This window comes from Kumtagia sp. (assembly GCF_059502445.1).
In genome coordinates this window covers 1-14,780 of the sequence record NZ_JCACER010000061.1, presented here as the reverse complement: position 1 = coordinate 14,780, position 14,780 = coordinate 1, and the positions used below count along the sequence as shown (strand labels likewise).

Sequence of the window (14,780 nt, the reverse complement as noted above, 5' to 3'; positions counted from 1 at the left end):
TTTCCAGATGATCCGGGTAAGCCGCACGCCCGAATCTGCCCTAAAGAATCAGACGCGATTCGCCTTGTCCAGTGGGCTGTTAAAAAACCGTCAAGCCGATCCCTGCCGATGTGAACAATTTGCGCGCAGGCTCGCGTACCGCACCCAGGATACTGTTGCAAGCATAATAAGTTTATGCTTATGATAAGCAATGTCTTATGATTACGCCGCGATGATCGCGCTCGCCGATCCCACGCGCCGCCAGGTGTTCGAACTCGTGGCGGAGCAGCCGCGCTCGGTTGCCGAACTGACGCGCTGCCTGCCGGTGTCGCAGCCGGCGGTCTCGCAGCATCTCAAGGTCCTGAAGGACGCGCGCCTGGTGCACGCCGAGCCGCGTGGCGCGAGCAACATCTACCATATCGATCCGCACGGGCTGGGAGAGATGCGCGCCTGGCTCGACCGCATATGGGGGGAAGCGCTGGACGCTTTTCGTAAGGAGATCAACGACAGCAGGGAGAAGGAGCGATGAACGCCATGACCAAGCCCGCGCCGGTACGGAAATCCACGACCATCGACGTGCCGATCGCCAAGGCCTTCGACGTGTTCACGGCCGGCTTTGGCCGCTGGTGGCCGGCCACGCATTCGATCGGCACCTCGCCGCTGAGAAAGGCGGTGATCGAGCCGCGCGCCGGAGGCCGCTGGTACGAGATCGGCGACGACGGAAGCGAATGCGACTGGGGCGAGGTGCTGAGATGGGAGGCGCCGACGCTGCTCGTGCTTGCCTGGCGGATCGGCGCCGACTGGCGCTACGACGCCGCGCTGCACACCGAGGTCGAAGTCCGCTTCGTCCCGGTCGGCGACCAGCAGACGCGTGTCGAACTGGAGCACCGGCTGCTCGAGAACATGGGCGATGCCGCCGAAGCGGCGCGCCGCGCCTATGACGCCGAAGGCGGATGGCCGGGCCTGCTTGCCGCTTATCAGGCGGAGGTCGCCCGTTCGGCGTGAGCGGACCGGTCAGGGTCCGCAGCGGCGCAGCACGCTGAACTGGAACGCCTGCTTAGTGCCCCAGGGTGTCGTGTGGACATGGCGGCGCTCGTCGACGAGTCGGAACGAGGATCCGACGGTCGCCGCGAGCGCTGCCGGCTCGTAGCGCATTACCGGAAGTCCGCTGCAGCGTTCCGGACCGTCGGCCGCGAAGGTCGCGATGACGGCATGTCCGCCGGGCTTCACCGCTGCCGCGAGCCGCTCCACATAGGCGGCCCGTTCGTCCGGTTCGGTGAGGAAGTGGAAGGCCGCCCGGTCGTGCCAGACGTCATAGATGCGGGTAGGGCGCCACCGGGTCACGTCGGCAACGATCCACTCGACAGCGTCCGCAGCCCCGCCGAGTCTGGCTTTCGCCGCATCGAGTGCCGTCTGCGAGACGTCCAGCACGGCAAGGGCGTGCCATCCATGGCCGAGCAGCGCGTCGACCAGGCGCGAGGCGCCGCCGCCGACATCGATCAGCGAGGATGCGGCGTTCGCTCCAGTCCGTCCGATCAGGTCGAGCGAAACGGCGGGCCGGTCCTCGAACCAGCTCACGCCGGCTTCCCCCTTCTCCGAATAGGTTTTCTGCCAGTGGCTTTGGCTGCTTGTCTCGTCCATCGCGAAAAGGCCGTTTGGGCCACTATACGCTCACGCCAGCGTGCGTTCCACGATGTCGCTGAGATCGGCCGACAGTCCCGGCGTCGAGGCGATCAGGACCAGCGCCTGGCGCGCCAACTCCTGCCGCTTCGGCTCGAGCGAGCGCCATGAACGCAGGCCGGTCGCCAGCCGTGCGGCCACCTGCGGGTTGCGCTTCTCGATCTCCAGGATGGTTTCCGCGAACAGCGCGTAGCCGGCGCCGTCGGCGCGGTGGAAGCCGGTCTGGTTGCCGCTGAAGAAGGTACCGAACAGCGAGCGCAGCCGGTTGGGGTTGCCGAAGGAGAAGGCCGGATGGGCGGAGAGGCCGCGCACCGCCTCGACCGCCGCCGGGCCGGGCGCCGCCGCCTGGATGGCGAACCACTTGTCCATCACCAGCGCGTCGCCGGAGAAGGTCTTTTCGAACCGGGTCAGTGCCTCCAGCGCTTGCGGCGTGCCCTGATGGCGGTGCGCCAGAACGGTCAGCGCGGCGGCACGGTCGGTCATGTTGCTCGCGGCATGAAAATGCCGGGCGGCGAGGTCGGCGCCGCCGGCGAGCGTCGAGCGGTAGTCGAGCAGCACGTTGCGCAGCGCCCGGCGCCCGGCGCTTGCCGCGTCGGGACTGAACGGGCCGCTGTCCGCCAGGCGCTCATAAGCGGCCGCGAAGAACTCCGCATTGACCTCGGCGATGCCACGCAGAAGCGCCTCGCGGGCGGCAAAGATGGCGTCGGGATCGATGTTGCTGCCGATCTCGCGGGCGATGTCGGCCTCGCCGGGAGGCGTCAGCGCCAGCGCCCGGAACGCCCGCTCCAGACCGTCATCGCCCAGGACCGCAGCGGCCAGTTCGGCGATCGCCGGCGAAAACGGCGGCGCCCGGTCGTCGCGGATGTGCCTGGAGGCGGCGATCAGCGCATCGGTCATGACCGTGTTGAAGGCCTGCCAGCGCGAGAACGGATCGCCGTCGTGGCGGGCAAGGAAGAGCTGGTCCTCGAGCCGCTGCTCGACCGACAGCGTGATCGGCGCCGAAAAGCCGCGGTTGAGCGAGATGGCCGGCCGCTCGGCGATGCCGGAGAAGGTGACCGTATGCCGGCGCTTGCGCAGGTGGATCACGCCGTCCTCCACCGCCGCGCCGTCCGCCGCCGCATAGGCAAGATCGCGCCCGTCCGACCCGACCAGGCCGAAGGCCAGCGGGATGTGCATGAGGCGCTTGCGGCTCTCGGACGGCGTCGGCGGCACCGACTGCTCGATCTGCAGGGTGAACTGCGCGGCAGCGGCGTCATGCGAGGAGGTGACGGTGACGTTGGGCGTGCCGGCCTGATGGTACCACAGCGCGAATTGGCCGAGATCCTTGCCGGACGCATCCTCGAACGCCTTGAGAAAATCCTCGATGGTGGCGGCCTCGCCGTCGTGCCGCTCGAAATAGAGGTCCATGCCCTTGCGGAAATCCTCGGCGCCGAGGATCGTGCGGATCATGCGCACGACTTCCGAACCCTTTTCGTAGACGGTCGCCGTGTAGAAGTTGTTGATCTCGCGATAGCGCCGCGGCCGAACCGGATGCGCCAGCGGTCCCTGGTCCTCCGGGAACTGGTGGGCGCGCAGCGTGCGCACCTCGGCGATGCGCTTGACTGGGCGCGAACGCTGGTCGGCGGAGAATTCGTGGTCGCGGAAAACGGTCAGCCCTTCCTTCAGGCAGAGCTGGAACCAGTCGCGGCAAGTGATTCTGTTGCCTGTCCAATTGTGGAAATACTCATGCGCGATGATCGCCTCGATGTTGGCGAAATCGGCGTCCGTCGCGGTGTTCTCGTCGGCCAGCACGTATTTGTCGTTGAAGATGTTGAGGCCCTTGTTCTCCATTGCGCCCATGTTGAAGTCGGATACCGCGACGATGTTGAACACGTCGAGGTCGTATTCGCGGCCGAACACCTGCTCGTCCCACGTCATGGAGCGCTTGAGCGCGTCCATGGCATAGCCGGCCAGGTGCTGCTTGCCGTGCTCGACATAGATGCCGAGCGATACCTTGCGGCCCGACATGGTGGTGAAATGGTCGGCGACTACGCCGAGGTCGCCCGCCACCAGCGCGAACAGATAGGACGGCTTCGGAAACGGATCGTGCCAGACGGCGAAATGCCGGCCGCCGCCGAGATCACCGTTCTCGGTAGGATTGCCGTTGGAGAGCAGCAGCGGCGCCTCCTGGCGCAGCGCCTCGATGCGCACGGTGTAGACGGACAGGATGTCCGGCCGGTCGAGGAAATAGGTGATGCGGCGAAAACCTTCCGCCTCGCATTGCGTGCAGTAGACGCCGTTGGAGCGGTAGAGGCCCATCAGCGCGGTATTCTGCGACGGCGCGATCTCGGTCTCGATGGTCAGCGTGAACTCCGCCTGGTCGGGCGTCGCATGGATCACCAGCTGGTCGGGCGTCGCCGCATAGGCGTCCTGCGCAAGCGGCATGCCGTCCAGTTCCAGCCGGCGCAGCACCAGCCCGTCGCCATCGAGCGTCAGCGGCGCGCCGCGCTCACCCGGATCGCGCCGGCGGATGGTGAGCGTTGCCGTGACGATGGTGCTGTCGGGGGAAAGCACGAACCGAAGCTCGGTGCGCGGGATCAGGTAGTCGCTCGGCCGGTAGTCCTCGAGCCGGAAGACCTGGCCGGTATCGGTACGCATCATCGGGCATTCCTGTTGGGGGCGACGGCCAGCGCGAAACTGGCCCAACAAATCCGGGGTGTTGCTCTTTACACGAAACCGTCTCTCGACAAAACTGACGGAGCTCTTATCTCCAGAGCGTAACCCGCCACACATTTCCCGGAGCCGACATGACCGTCTTTACACCCAAGTTCGGGATGGGCGCGTCCGTGACGCGTCTGGAGGACCAGTCCTTCATCACCGGCAAGGGCCGCTATACCGACGACATCTCCAGGCCAGGCCAGCTGCATGGCTACGTGCTGCGCTCGCCGGCTGCCAAGGCCTCCTTCCGCATAATTTCGACCGAGGCGGCGCGCGCCGCGCCCGGCGTGCATCTGGTGCTGACCGGCGCCGACCTTCGCAAGCTCGGCGCGCTGAAATCCGGCGTCATGCAGCGCCAGCCCGACGGCAGCAAGGCGCCGACCCGCGACATTCCCATCCTGTGCACCGACCGGGTGAACTATGTCGGCGACGCCGTCGCCTTCGTCGTGGCCGACAGCCGGGCTCTGGCGCAGGACGCGGCCGAACTGATCGAGATCGACTATGATTCGGAGGAGGCGGCCGGCAAGACGGCCACTGCGCTCGATCCGGAGACGCCGCTGGTCTGGCCGGAGCTCGGCTCGAACCGCGCCTTCACCTACCAGTTCGGCGAGCCGGCAAAGGTCGGGGCTGTCTTCGACAAGGCCGAGCGCGTCACGCGCATCGCCTTCTACAACAACCGGCTGGTCTGCAACTACATGGAGGCCCGTGCCGCGATCGGCGAGGTCGAGGAGGGTAGCGGCCGCCTGGTGCTCACCACCGGCTCGCAGGGCGTGCATTCGATGCGGACGATCCTGGCGAAGCAGGTGTTCGACATCGATCCCGGACAGCTTCGCGTCATCACGCCCGACGTCGGCGGCGGCTTCGGCCCTAAGAGCTTCGTCTATCGCGAATACGCGCTGGTGCTGGAATCCGCCAGGCGGCTCGGCCGGCCGGTCAAGTGGACGGGCGACCGCACCGAGCATTTTTTGACCGATGCGCAGGGCCGCGACAATGTCGTCGAGGCCGAGATGGCGATGGATGCCGAGGGCCGCTTCCTGGCGCTGCGCGTGAAGCTCACCGCAAACATCGGGGCCTACATCTCGCAGTACGGCCCGTTCATCCCCTATGTCGGCGCCACCATGTCGACCGGCGTCTACGACATCCCCGAACTTGATGTCGCCATCGCCGGCGTCTACACCAACACCTGCCCGGTCGACGCCTATCGCGGCGCCGGCCGGCCCGAGGCGGCCTTCCTGCTGGAGAAGCTGGTCGACGCCTGCGCCCGCGACCTCGGCCTGCCGCGCGAGGAGATAAGGCGGCGCAACTTCATCAGGCCTGAGCAGTTCCCCTACCGCACGGCGACGGGGCGCCTCTATGACGTCGGCGAGTTCGACGGCCACATGACGCAGTCGATGGAGCGCGCCGACTGGGCCGGCTTCGACGCCCGCGCCGAGGCGGCGCGGGCGAACGGAAAAATCCGCGGCATCGGCATGGCGACCTATATCGAGGCCTGCGCCTTCCCCGGCTCCGAGCCTGCGCATGTCCAGCTCAACGAGGAAGGCACCGTCACCCTGTTCATCGGCACCCAGTCGAACGGCCAGGGACACGCCACCGCCTATGCGCAGTTCGTCTCGGAGAAGCTCGGCCTCGACATCGAAAAGGTGATCGTCCACCAGGGCGATACCGACAAGCTGGACGACGGCGGCGGCACCGGCGGCTCGCGCTCGATCCCGCTCGGCGGCGTCTCGGCGTCGCGCGCCGGCGAGGACCTCGCCGTCAAGCTGCGTAGGCTTGCGGCCGACGAGCTTGAGGCCTCGGCCTCCGACATCGAGCTCGTCGACGGCGAGGCGCGCATCGTCGGCACCGACCGGGCGATGAGCTTCGCCGCGCTTGCCAAGGCGGCGAAGCGCCCCGACGACCTGAAGGGTTTTGGCGAGTTCGTGCAGGAGGAATGCACCTATCCGAACGGCACCCATATCTGCGAGGTGGAGATCGACCCGGACACCGGCCGCACCGCGGTGGTCGCCTACACGATCGTCGACGATTTCGGCGTGACGGTGAACCCGCTGCTGCTGGCCGGCCAGGTGCATGGCGGCGTCGTCCAGGGGCTCGGCCAGGCGCTGACCGAGGATGCCGTCTATGGCGAGGACGGGCAGCTCCTGACCGCGAGCTTCATGGACTACGGCATGCCGCGTGCCGACGACGTGCCGTCCTTCCATTTCGAGACGCGCAACGTGCCCTCGACCACCAACGCGATGGGCATCAAGGGCGCCGGCGAGGCCGGCACGATCGGCGGCACGCCGGCGGTGATGAACGCCGTCACCGACGCGCTGTGGCGTGCCTATGGCATCGGCCATATCGAGATGCCGGCGACGCCGTCGCGCGTGTGGGCGGCGATCGCCGAAGCGTCGGCGCGGTGAGTCCGGGCGGCAGCGCCCACCCCGACAGGCCGCTCACCGGGATCGCCTTCAAGGTCACCTCCGTGGTGGCCTTCGTCGCCATGTCGAGCACGATCAAGGCGGCCGGCCCGTTGCCGGCCGGCGAGGTCGTGTTCTTCCGCTCGTTCTTCGCCATGCTGCCGATCATGGCCTTCCTGGCGTTGCGCGGCGACCTGGCGAAGGCTTTCCACACGGCGCGGCCGTTCAGCCATGTGGCGCGCGGCTGCGTCGGCGTCACGGCCATGGGCCTCGGCTTCTACGCGCTGGCGCGGCTGCCGCTGCCCGAGGCGATCACGCTCAACTACGCCCAGCCGCTGCTGGTCGTCGTCTTCAGCGCGATCATCCTGCGCGAGACCATCCGCGTCTATCGCTGGAGCGCCGTCGTGGTCGGCCTGCTCGGCGTCTTCATCATCGCCTGGCCGAAACTGACGCTGTTCGGCGGCGCCGGCAGCTTTGGCGGCGACGAGGCGGCGGGGGTGATCGCCGCGCTCGCCGCGGCGGGCGCGTCGGCGCTGGCGATGATCCTGGTGCGCAGCCTGGTCCACACCGAGAAGACCGGCACCATCGTTTTGTGGTTTTCGCTGTCGGCGACGGTGCTGTCGCTGGTGACCATACCGTTCGGCTGGAGCGCGCTTACCGCCGGCCAGGCCGCGCTGCTGGTCTGCGCCGGCATATGCGGCGGCATCGGCCAATTGCTGATGACCGAAGGCTATCGCCATGCCGAGGCCTCGGTGGTGGCGCCGTTCGAATACACCTCCATGATCTTCGGCATCGCCGTAGGCTACCTGCTGTTCGGCGACGTGCCGACGCTGCACATGCTGGTCGGCGGCGCCATCGTCGTCGGCGCCGGCCTGTTCATCATCCTGCGCGAGCGCCAGCTCGGCATCGAGCGGGCGAAAGCGCGCGAGGCCGCCCCGCCGCAATAGGGCGCACCTTCCCTCCCCCTCGAGGGGAGGGTGCCGAGCGAAGCGAGGCGGGTGGGGTCGCTTCGGCAGCGCTCACCGGCCGCTTCGCGGCCACCCTCCCCTCAAGGGGGAGGGAAGGCCTGCCGCATCGTCTCCGCCGTCTCCGGATCGGCAGGGAAGAACGACTCGATCGCCAGCTCCGAAAGCGTCACGTCGAGCGGCGTGCCGAACACGGTGATGGTCGAGATGAAGGACAGCACGGCGTCGCCCATGCGCAACTGCAGCGGCACGGCGATCGGCGAGTAGTTCTGCGGGGACGGCGGCGGGCCGGTCCGCTTCGGCACGGGGTAGCCGCGCAGCTCGCGCTCCAGCTCGACGATCTCCGGGTCGGCGACGGCCTGGTTCAGCCGGTGCAGCCGCTCGACGATGTGGTCGCGCCACTCGGCGAAGTTGACGATGCGCGGCGCCACGCCTTGCGGATGCAGGCTGAGCCTGAGCACGTTGACCGGCGGCGCCAGCAGCGCCGGGTCGGCCACCTCGGCGAGGAAGGGCGCGAGGGCTGCGTTGGCGCGCACCAGGTTCCAGTGCCGGTCGACGGCGAGCGCCGGGTTCGGCTCGTGGCCCTTCAGCACCATCTCGACCGCGGCCAGCGCCGGCGCCATCGCCGCCTCGTCGAGGCCGCGCTCGACGAAGCCCGGCGCATAGCCGGCGGCGAGCAGCAGCCGGTTGGTCTCGCGCAGCGGCAGGCCGAGCCGCTCGGCGATCAGCAGCACCATCTCGCGCGACGGTTTTGCGCGGCCGCTCTCCACGAAGCTCAAATGCCGCTGCGAGATCTCGGCCTCCAAGGCGAGGTCGAGCTGGCTCATGCGACGGCGGGTGCGCCATTCGCGGATGAGCGGACCGGGGGAGGCGAGGGCGGTGTGCATGGCGAGGAGTTTAGGCGACCACCGGGATCAATTCCATTACCTCCGACGTAATCGCCAGGCAGCAGGGCCTCGGCCATCCTGGAAGCATTCCGGCGAAAAGGCCGGGCCCACCGAAAGGATGATGCCATGACCATTTCCATCACGCCCTTCCTGCGCAACGCGCTTCTGCTGGACGCCGTCGTCTCGGGTGCCGCGGCCGTGCTGATGGCCGGTGGCTCCGCGCTGCTTTCGCCGCTGCTCGGCCTGCCCGAGCCGCTGCTGTTCTGGGCGGGCATCGCGCTCGTCCCGTTCGTGGCGCTACTGGTTGTCCTGTCGCGCCGCCCCTCGGTCCCGCGGCTGCTGCTGGTCGACGTGATCGGCATCAACGCGCTGTGGGTGGCGGCAAGCATCGGCCTGTTGTTCACCGGCTGGGTGGCGCCGACCATGCTCGGCTACGCGTTCGTCATCGCCCAGGCGGCGGCCGTCGCATTGTTCGCCGAGCTGCAGCTCGTCGCGATGCGGCGTGCGCAGGCGGTCGCGGCCTGAGCGCCGACGCCTCCCTCCCCCTTGCGGGGAGGGTGCCGAGCGAAGCGAGGCGGGTGGGGTCGTCTCGGCAGTGCTCGGCGCAAAAGCCACGTCGGCGTTTGGCCGCGGCGACCCCACCCGGCCGCTTCGCGGCCACCCTCCCCTCAAGGGGGAGGGAAGGCGCGGCAACCAGCTTCTCAGGAAAGCGCCGCAAGCCGCGCCCGCACCTCGAGAAAATCCCGCCAGGCGAGCTTCTTGTGTGCCGGGTTGCGCAGCAGATAGGCCGGGTGCAGCGTCGGCATTGTCGGGATCGACACCCCCGATGCCGTGGCATGATCGCGCCAGGCGCCGCGGGTGCGCAAAATACCGTCCGTGGTGTTGAGCAGCACTTTTGCCGACGGACCACCCAGCGTCACCAGCACCTTGGGGTTTGCGAGCTCCACCTGCCGCTCGATGAAGGGGCGGCAGATTTCCGTCTCGTGCGGCGTCGGCGTGCGGTTTCCCGGCGGCCGCCACGGGATGACGTTGGCGATGTAGGCCGACGTCCGGTCGCGGCCGATCGCCGCCAGGATGCGGTCGAGCAACTGCCCCGAGCGGCCGACGAAGGGCAGGCCCTCCAGATCCTCGTCGCGGCCAGGCGCTTCGCCGACCAGCATCAGGTCGGCTTGCGGATTGCCGTCGGCGAACACCAGGTTCTTCGCCGTGGTCTTGAGGTTGCAGCCGTCGAAGCCGAGCATGATCTGGCGCAATTCCTCGAGCGAGCCGGCCGAGCGGGCGAGCTCGCGCGCCAGCGCCGCCTGGGCGCCGTCGGGGACAGCGGCTGTTGCAGGACGCGGCGCGGCAGGCGCGGGGGTCGGGGGCCTTTGCGGGATTGGTCGGTTCGCCTCGCCGCCTGCGGCCATCGGCGGAGGGGCTGGCCGCTCCGCCGGCTTCGCCGCGGTCCGCCGCGCCTTCTCCCGCTCCGTCTCGGCGAAGCGGTCGGCCGGATCGTCGAGCAACGGCTCGTCCACGCCCGCCTCGGCATAGAAGGCAAGCAGGCTCTTGAGCGTCTCGCGCTCTCCTTCGATCGACATGGACATGGCCGGACCATGCTGCGCCGGGCCGCCGAATGCAAGTCAGGTCGACGGGACGCGTGGATCCTGCACCAGGTAGAACTGGCTCCTCGGCGTGAAGTCGGTGATGAGGAAGGAGAAGCCCCCGGTCCGGCCGGGGTCGATCTTGCCGTTGCGGAACAAAAGCTTGTCGTAAGGTTCGAAGTCGCGGCTGAACTCGGCGAAACTGTCGGACGAGATCAATTCCCTGTTTTCGCTGCGCTGGTCGAAGGAGAGACCGTCGCCGAAGACGCTCGCCTTGTGCAGGATCTCCTGAAGCTCGAACTCGAACTCGACCCAGCCATGACCGCTGCCATTACGCGCCAGGATGCGCATGTGCAGGATGCCGTTGGCGTAGAAGGTGCCGGTGTCGAAGAACCGGATGGGACGTCTGGCGCGGATCACCAGGGTGGCCGGCGACGCCGAGACGAAGGTCTCGCGGATGACGATGGGGTCGGTGCGTGTGCCGGTTCCGGAGACGGAATCGATGACGAAGCCGCCCAGTTCGTCGGAGAAGGAATAGGCGCCGGCCAGCCATTCGAACGGCCTTTCGTCCTGGGCATAGGCGGGGAGGGCGAAGGCAAAAAGCCAGGCTGTTGCTGCGAGGGTCCGAACCAGAAGACGGACCGAACGCAGGCGCTGCACCGGGTGGCGGAAGCGGGCGGCCGACGGCATTTGCGAACTATGCCGGATAAAGAACCCGGCGAATACTGGGATTGCAATCCCTTTGCCTTGTTCACCGGAGAGGAGAGCCAGTCACCGAAGCGTCACTTTGCCGCCTTGCCTTTTCGCCGATGCGGTTTCGTCACACTCGACGATGCGCTATGGAGCCGATGACCAGCAAGCGCCGGGGATAGCGCAGCCAGTTCGGAGGATCGATGAGCGAGATCGAACGCGAAAGCATGGAGTTTGACGTCGTCATCGTCGGCGCCGGGCCGGCGGGGCTGGCGGCGGCGATCCGCCTCAAGCAGATCAATCCCGACCTTTCCGTCGTCGTGCTCGAAAAGGGCGGCGAGGTCGGCGCCCACATCCTCTCCGGCGCGGTCGTCGACCCGATCGGCATCGACCGGCTGCTGCCCGGCTGGCGCACCGAGACCGACCATCCCTTCAAGACGCCGGTGACCGACGACCAGTTTCTCGTTCTCGGGCCGGCGGGCTCGGTGCGGCTGCCCAATTTCCTGATGCCGCCGCTTATGAACAATCACGGCAACTACATCGTCTCGCTCGGCAATGTCTGCCGCTGGCTGGCCGGCCATGCCGAGGCGCTCGGCGTCGAGATCTATCCGGGCTTCGCCGCCGCCGACCTGATCTATGACGAGGCGGGCGCGGTGAAGGGTGTCATCACCGGCGACATGGGCGTCGAGCGCGACGGCTCGCACGGACCCGCCTTCGCGCCGGGCATGGCGCTGCTCGGCAAATACGTGCTGATCGGCGAGGGCGCGCGGGGCTCGCTCGCCAAGCAGCTCATCGCGAAATTCAAGCTCGACGAGGGGCGCGAGCCCGGCAAGTATGGCATCGGCCTCAAGGAGTTGTGGCAGGTCAAGCCGGAGAACCACAGGCCCGGCCTGGTGCAGCATTCCTTCGGCTGGCCGCTCGGCTTCAAGACCGGCGGCGGCTCCTTCCTCTACCACCTCGAGGACAATCTGGTGGCGGTCGGCTTCGTCGTCCACTTGAACTACAAGAACCCGTATCTCGCTCCCTTCGAGGAGTTCCAGCGCTTCAAGACGCATTCGGCCGTGCGCGGCACCTTCGAGGGCGGCAAGCGCATCGGCTACGGCGCCCGCGCCATCACCGAGGGCGGCTGGCAGTCGGTGCCGAACCTCTCCTTCCCGGGCGGCGCGCTGATCGGCTGCGCGGCGGGCTTCGTCAACGTGCCGCGTATCAAGGGCTCGCACAATGCGGTGCTGTCCGGCATGCTGGCTGCGGACAACGTGGCGGCGGCGATCGCCGAAGGCCGAGCCAACGACGAGCTTTCGGGCTACGAGCAGGCCTGGCGCGGCAGCGACATCGGCAAGGATTTGAAGAAGGTCCGCAACGTCAAGCCGCTGTGGTCGCGCTTCGGCACGCTGGTGGGAGTCGGGCTCGGCGGGCTCGACATGTGGCTGAACACGCTGTTCGGTTTCTCCCCCTTCGGCACGCTGAAACACGGCAAGACCGACGCCGCCTCGCTGGAGCCGGCCGCGCAGCACCAGAAGATCGACTATCCCAAGCCGGACGGCGTGCTCACCTTCGACCGGCTGTCCTCGGTGTTTCTGTCCAACACCAACCACGAGGAAAACCAGCCGGTCCACCTGCAGGTGAAGGACATGGCGCTGCAGGTTCGTTCCGAGCACGACGTCTATGCCGGCCCGTCCACCCGCTACTGCCCGGCCGGGGTCTACGAGTGGGTCGACGCCGAAGGCAATGCCGCGGCCGATCCGAATGCCAAGGACGTGCGCTTCGTCATCAACGCGCAGAACTGCGTCCACTGCAAGACCTGCGACATCAAGGATCCGAACCAGAACATCAACTGGGTGCCGCCGCAGGGCGGCGAGGGACCGGTCTATACCAGCTTGTGACCGGTTGCGTCGCGCGCCGGCTCCGTCGTTGTTGCGCCCGGCCCGGCGGCTGCGCATAATGCCCTCTCGGCTTCGGAGAGTTCGGTGCGGCCGCTCGGTTTGGTGGTGTTGGCGATGACTTGTCTTGCGGCGGCGGACGCCGCGGCGGACGTCAAGACGCTTGTCAGGATCGAGAAATACCGGGTCAGCGGCGGCAGCGGCGAGGCGCTGATGGCAGCGATGGATCGCAACGGCCCCAGCCACGGCTTTGCCGCGCGCGCCATTGCCCAGACCCGCTATTCCGTCGCTTGGGAAATGGGCTGGAAGGTGGAGGATGGGCAGTGCCGGCTGGACGCTGCCGACGTCACCCTGTCGGTCAACTATCGCTATCCGGAGCTTGTCGGCAAGGCGTCGCCAGCCCTGCGGAAACGCTGGGCTCGCTTTCTCGCCGGCGTGCGACGGCACGAGGAGACGCACGGGCGCCTCGCCCGCCAGATGACCGTCAAGGCGCGCCGGGCGGCGCTGCGCGTGGTTGCCGACGACGACTGGTTCTGCATCCGCTGCTGCTGGAGCGCCAAGCGCGAGGTGGCGCGCGTCGTGCGGGATGTCTATGCCGACTACGAGGCGCGGCAGGAGCGGTTCGACGTCCTGGAACACCAGCCGGGCGGCCCGGTCGACCGGATGGTCGGTGCCCTGATCGGCCGCCGGCGCTAGAGCGGAACCGATCAGGATGATCGGGATTCCGCTCTGTCTCTTTGTTTTGCCGCATGATCGCGAAAAGTCTGCAACTTTTCGGGATCATGCGCTAACCAGAATCGGCGCCTGGTAGTGCCGCGACGTCGGTGCCAGGGTCGGCCGGGCTCGACCTGAGCGAAAATTCCACTAGCACCGGCAGATGGTCGGAGCCTGTCGGCTCGAGCGTCCGGATCGAATGCATCTCGACATCGCCCTTGGCGAAGACGTTGTCGATCGGCAGGCCGGCGAAGAACAGCGCCTTGGGCAGGTGCCGCGACAGCCAGGTCGGACCGGGCGACGGCATCAGCGTCAGCCCGCCGGCCTCGGCGACGCGGGCAGGTGTGCGGCTCCACGGCGTCGCGTTGAGATCGCCGGCCAGGATCGCCGTCGGACCGAGCCGGCCGAACGAGGGCCACAGGCCGCCGACCTCCCAATATTGCGGGAACGGCCACGGCCAGCCGAGATGCAGCGCGGCAATGTCGACGGTCTGGCCGCCGAAATTGACGGCGGCGATGCCGAGCGCGCCGCGTCCGTCGCAGAACGGCTCGCTGCCTTCGACGAAGGGCCGACGCGACAGGATCGCCACGCCGAACAGGCCGTTCGGATAGGGGCAGAACAGGCTGTAGCGGTAGGTGGCCTCGATCAGCCGCAGCTTCTCCCTCCAGGCGGCGGTGACCTCGTCGAGCGTCAGCACGTCGGGCTGCACGCGCCCGATCAGCGACAGCACTTGCGCCGGCTCCGGATTGTTGTAGCGCAGGTTGAACTGCAGCAGCCTGTAGACGGGACGTTCCGGGTCGGCCGGGTGCAGCGCTCCGTAGCGCATGCCGATGGCGGGCACGCTGCCCGAGGTCGTCGCCAGGGTAAGCGCCGCCGCAACAAGCGCTGTCGCACCGAACGCCCAGAACCTGACAGCCAGCAGCGCCAGCGCGGCGATCCCAAGCAGCACGGCAAGATGCGCCCTGAAATGCGCAAAGGAATCGAGCGCGGGATGCAGCGCGTTGAAGAAGCCGGCGGCGAGCGGCACACCGACGGCGAGCGCGGCCAGAAGGATGAGGGGACGGAGCGGCTTGAGGATGATCATCGATGCTGATCTTCAAGCCAATGCTGCCTGTGGACGCAAGAGCAAACCGTCGACGGGCGATCATGCCGCGGTGGCAAGTCGCCACCTCTGGTGAAAATCCCTCCCGACCCTTCGGGCCACCTCTCGCCCGCGAAGCGGCTACCGGCTTCCCAGATATTGCGCTGACGTCGTGCCTGGCGCCCTCGTGGTTCGACAAGCTTCTGTAATTGCGGTCAACAGGGTTGCGTG

Annotated in this window: 13 protein-coding genes; 7 read left to right on the top strand and 6 right to left on the bottom strand. The window is 67.7% G+C overall.

Annotated features, from left to right (window positions below):
* Positions 1–190 precede the first annotated feature (190 nt).
* Complete coding sequence (locus AC5JDC_RS17885; protein ID WP_495843253.1) at positions 191–508, top strand: ArsR/SmtB family transcription factor; 318 nt, start codon at positions 191–193, stop codon at positions 506–508.
* Positions 505–984 carry an SRPBCC family protein gene (locus AC5JDC_RS17880; RefSeq protein ID WP_495843251.1) on the top strand — a complete coding sequence of 160 codons (480 nt, stop codon included), beginning with the start codon at positions 505–507 and terminating at the stop codon, positions 982–984. Before AC5JDC_RS17885 ends, AC5JDC_RS17880 begins: the two co-directional genes overlap by 4 nt.
* A gap of 9 nt (positions 985–993) precedes the next feature.
* Here AC5JDC_RS17880 and AC5JDC_RS17875 read toward each other — a convergent pair whose 3' ends face one another.
* The gene (locus AC5JDC_RS17875) at positions 994–1,620 is read right to left on the bottom strand and encodes a class I SAM-dependent methyltransferase (protein WP_495843249.1); all 627 of its coding nucleotides are present in this window, start codon (positions 1,618–1,620) and stop codon (positions 994–996) included.
* Between the two features lie 30 nt (positions 1,621–1,650).
* On the bottom strand, positions 1,651–4,296 hold the full coding sequence (pepN, locus tag AC5JDC_RS17870) for an aminopeptidase N (RefSeq protein ID WP_495843284.1): 2,646 nt from the start codon (positions 4,294–4,296) through the stop codon (positions 1,651–1,653).
* Positions 4,297–4,445: 149 nt separating this feature from the next.
* Between pepN and AC5JDC_RS17865 the strand changes: the two genes are divergently transcribed.
* On the top strand, positions 4,446–6,755 hold the full coding sequence (locus AC5JDC_RS17865; protein WP_495843247.1) for a xanthine dehydrogenase family protein molybdopterin-binding subunit: 2,310 nt from the start codon (positions 4,446–4,448) through the stop codon (positions 6,753–6,755).
* Positions 6,752–7,699: a DMT family transporter gene (locus AC5JDC_RS17860; protein ID WP_245428601.1), complete on the top strand. Its 948-nt coding sequence runs from the start codon at positions 6,752–6,754 to the stop codon at positions 7,697–7,699. The genes AC5JDC_RS17865 and AC5JDC_RS17860 overlap by 4 nt, the downstream gene beginning before the upstream one ends.
* A 101-nt stretch (positions 7,700–7,800) precedes the next feature.
* Here AC5JDC_RS17860 and AC5JDC_RS17855 read toward each other — a convergent pair whose 3' ends face one another.
* A complete protein-coding gene (locus AC5JDC_RS17855; RefSeq protein WP_495843244.1) occupies positions 7,801–8,604 on the bottom strand; it encodes a helix-turn-helix domain-containing protein in 804 nt (267 codons plus the stop codon).
* Positions 8,605–8,730: 126 nt separating this feature from the next.
* On the opposite strand from AC5JDC_RS17855, the gene AC5JDC_RS17850 reads away from it, so the two are divergent.
* The gene (locus tag AC5JDC_RS17850) at positions 8,731–9,129 is read left to right on the top strand and encodes a hypothetical protein (protein ID WP_106774946.1); all 399 of its coding nucleotides are present in this window, start codon (positions 8,731–8,733) and stop codon (positions 9,127–9,129) included.
* A 176-nt stretch (positions 9,130–9,305) separates the two neighbouring features.
* Here AC5JDC_RS17850 and AC5JDC_RS17845 read toward each other — a convergent pair whose 3' ends face one another.
* Together AC5JDC_RS17845 and AC5JDC_RS17840 are read right to left on the bottom strand one after the other, a co-directional pair.
* Positions 9,306–10,187, bottom strand: coding sequence for a uracil-DNA glycosylase (locus AC5JDC_RS17845; RefSeq protein WP_495843241.1), 882 nt, complete (start codon positions 10,185–10,187; stop codon positions 9,306–9,308).
* 36 nt (positions 10,188–10,223) lie between these two features.
* A complete protein-coding gene (locus tag AC5JDC_RS17840; RefSeq protein ID WP_245428603.1) occupies positions 10,224–10,874 on the bottom strand; it encodes a hypothetical protein in 651 nt (216 codons plus the stop codon).
* Between the two features lie 203 nt (positions 10,875–11,077).
* On the opposite strand from AC5JDC_RS17840, the gene AC5JDC_RS17835 reads away from it, so the two are divergent.
* Both AC5JDC_RS17835 and AC5JDC_RS17830 read left to right on the top strand, forming a co-directional pair.
* Complete coding sequence (locus tag AC5JDC_RS17835; RefSeq protein ID WP_495843239.1) at positions 11,078–12,757, top strand: electron transfer flavoprotein-ubiquinone oxidoreductase; 1,680 nt, start codon at positions 11,078–11,080, stop codon at positions 12,755–12,757.
* Positions 12,758–12,841: 84 nt separating this feature from the next.
* Positions 12,842–13,450, top strand: coding sequence for a DUF922 domain-containing protein (locus AC5JDC_RS17830; protein WP_133170154.1), 609 nt, complete (start codon positions 12,842–12,844; stop codon positions 13,448–13,450).
* Between the two features lie 91 nt (positions 13,451–13,541).
* On the opposite strand, the gene AC5JDC_RS17825 is transcribed toward AC5JDC_RS17830, so the two are convergent.
* A complete protein-coding gene (locus tag AC5JDC_RS17825) occupies positions 13,542–14,552 on the bottom strand; it encodes an endonuclease/exonuclease/phosphatase family protein (protein ID WP_495843237.1) in 1,011 nt (336 codons plus the stop codon).
* Positions 14,553–14,780 lie beyond the last annotated feature (228 nt).

What these genes read in the sequence shown, in the direction of transcription:
- AC5JDC_RS17885 (WP_495843253.1), top strand. Translation starts at nt 191, where the DNA reads ATGTCTTATGATTACGCCGCGATGATCGCGCTCGCCGATCCCACGCGC.
- AC5JDC_RS17880 (WP_495843251.1), top strand. Translation starts at nt 505, where the DNA reads ATGAACGCCATGACCAAGCCCGCGCCGGTACGGAAATCCACGACCATC.
- AC5JDC_RS17875 (WP_495843249.1), bottom strand. Translation starts at nt 1,620, where the DNA reads ATGGACGAGACAAGCAGCCAAAGCCACTGGCAGAAAACCTATTCGGAG.
- pepN (WP_495843284.1), bottom strand. Translation starts at nt 4,296, where the DNA reads ATGCGTACCGATACCGGCCAGGTCTTCCGGCTCGAGGACTACCGGCCG.
- AC5JDC_RS17865 (WP_495843247.1), top strand. Translation starts at nt 4,446, where the DNA reads ATGACCGTCTTTACACCCAAGTTCGGGATGGGCGCGTCCGTGACGCGT.
- AC5JDC_RS17855 (WP_495843244.1), bottom strand. Translation starts at nt 8,604, where the DNA reads ATGCACACCGCCCTCGCCTCCCCCGGTCCGCTCATCCGCGAATGGCGC.
- AC5JDC_RS17850 (WP_106774946.1), top strand. Translation starts at nt 8,731, where the DNA reads ATGACCATTTCCATCACGCCCTTCCTGCGCAACGCGCTTCTGCTGGAC.
- AC5JDC_RS17845 (WP_495843241.1), bottom strand. Translation starts at nt 10,187, where the DNA reads ATGTCCATGTCGATCGAAGGAGAGCGCGAGACGCTCAAGAGCCTGCTT.
- AC5JDC_RS17840 (WP_245428603.1), bottom strand. Translation starts at nt 10,874, where the DNA reads ATGCCGTCGGCCGCCCGCTTCCGCCACCCGGTGCAGCGCCTGCGTTCG.
- AC5JDC_RS17835 (WP_495843239.1), top strand. Translation starts at nt 11,078, where the DNA reads ATGAGCGAGATCGAACGCGAAAGCATGGAGTTTGACGTCGTCATCGTC.
- AC5JDC_RS17825 (WP_495843237.1), bottom strand. Translation starts at nt 14,552, where the DNA reads ATGATCATCCTCAAGCCGCTCCGTCCCCTCATCCTTCTGGCCGCGCTC.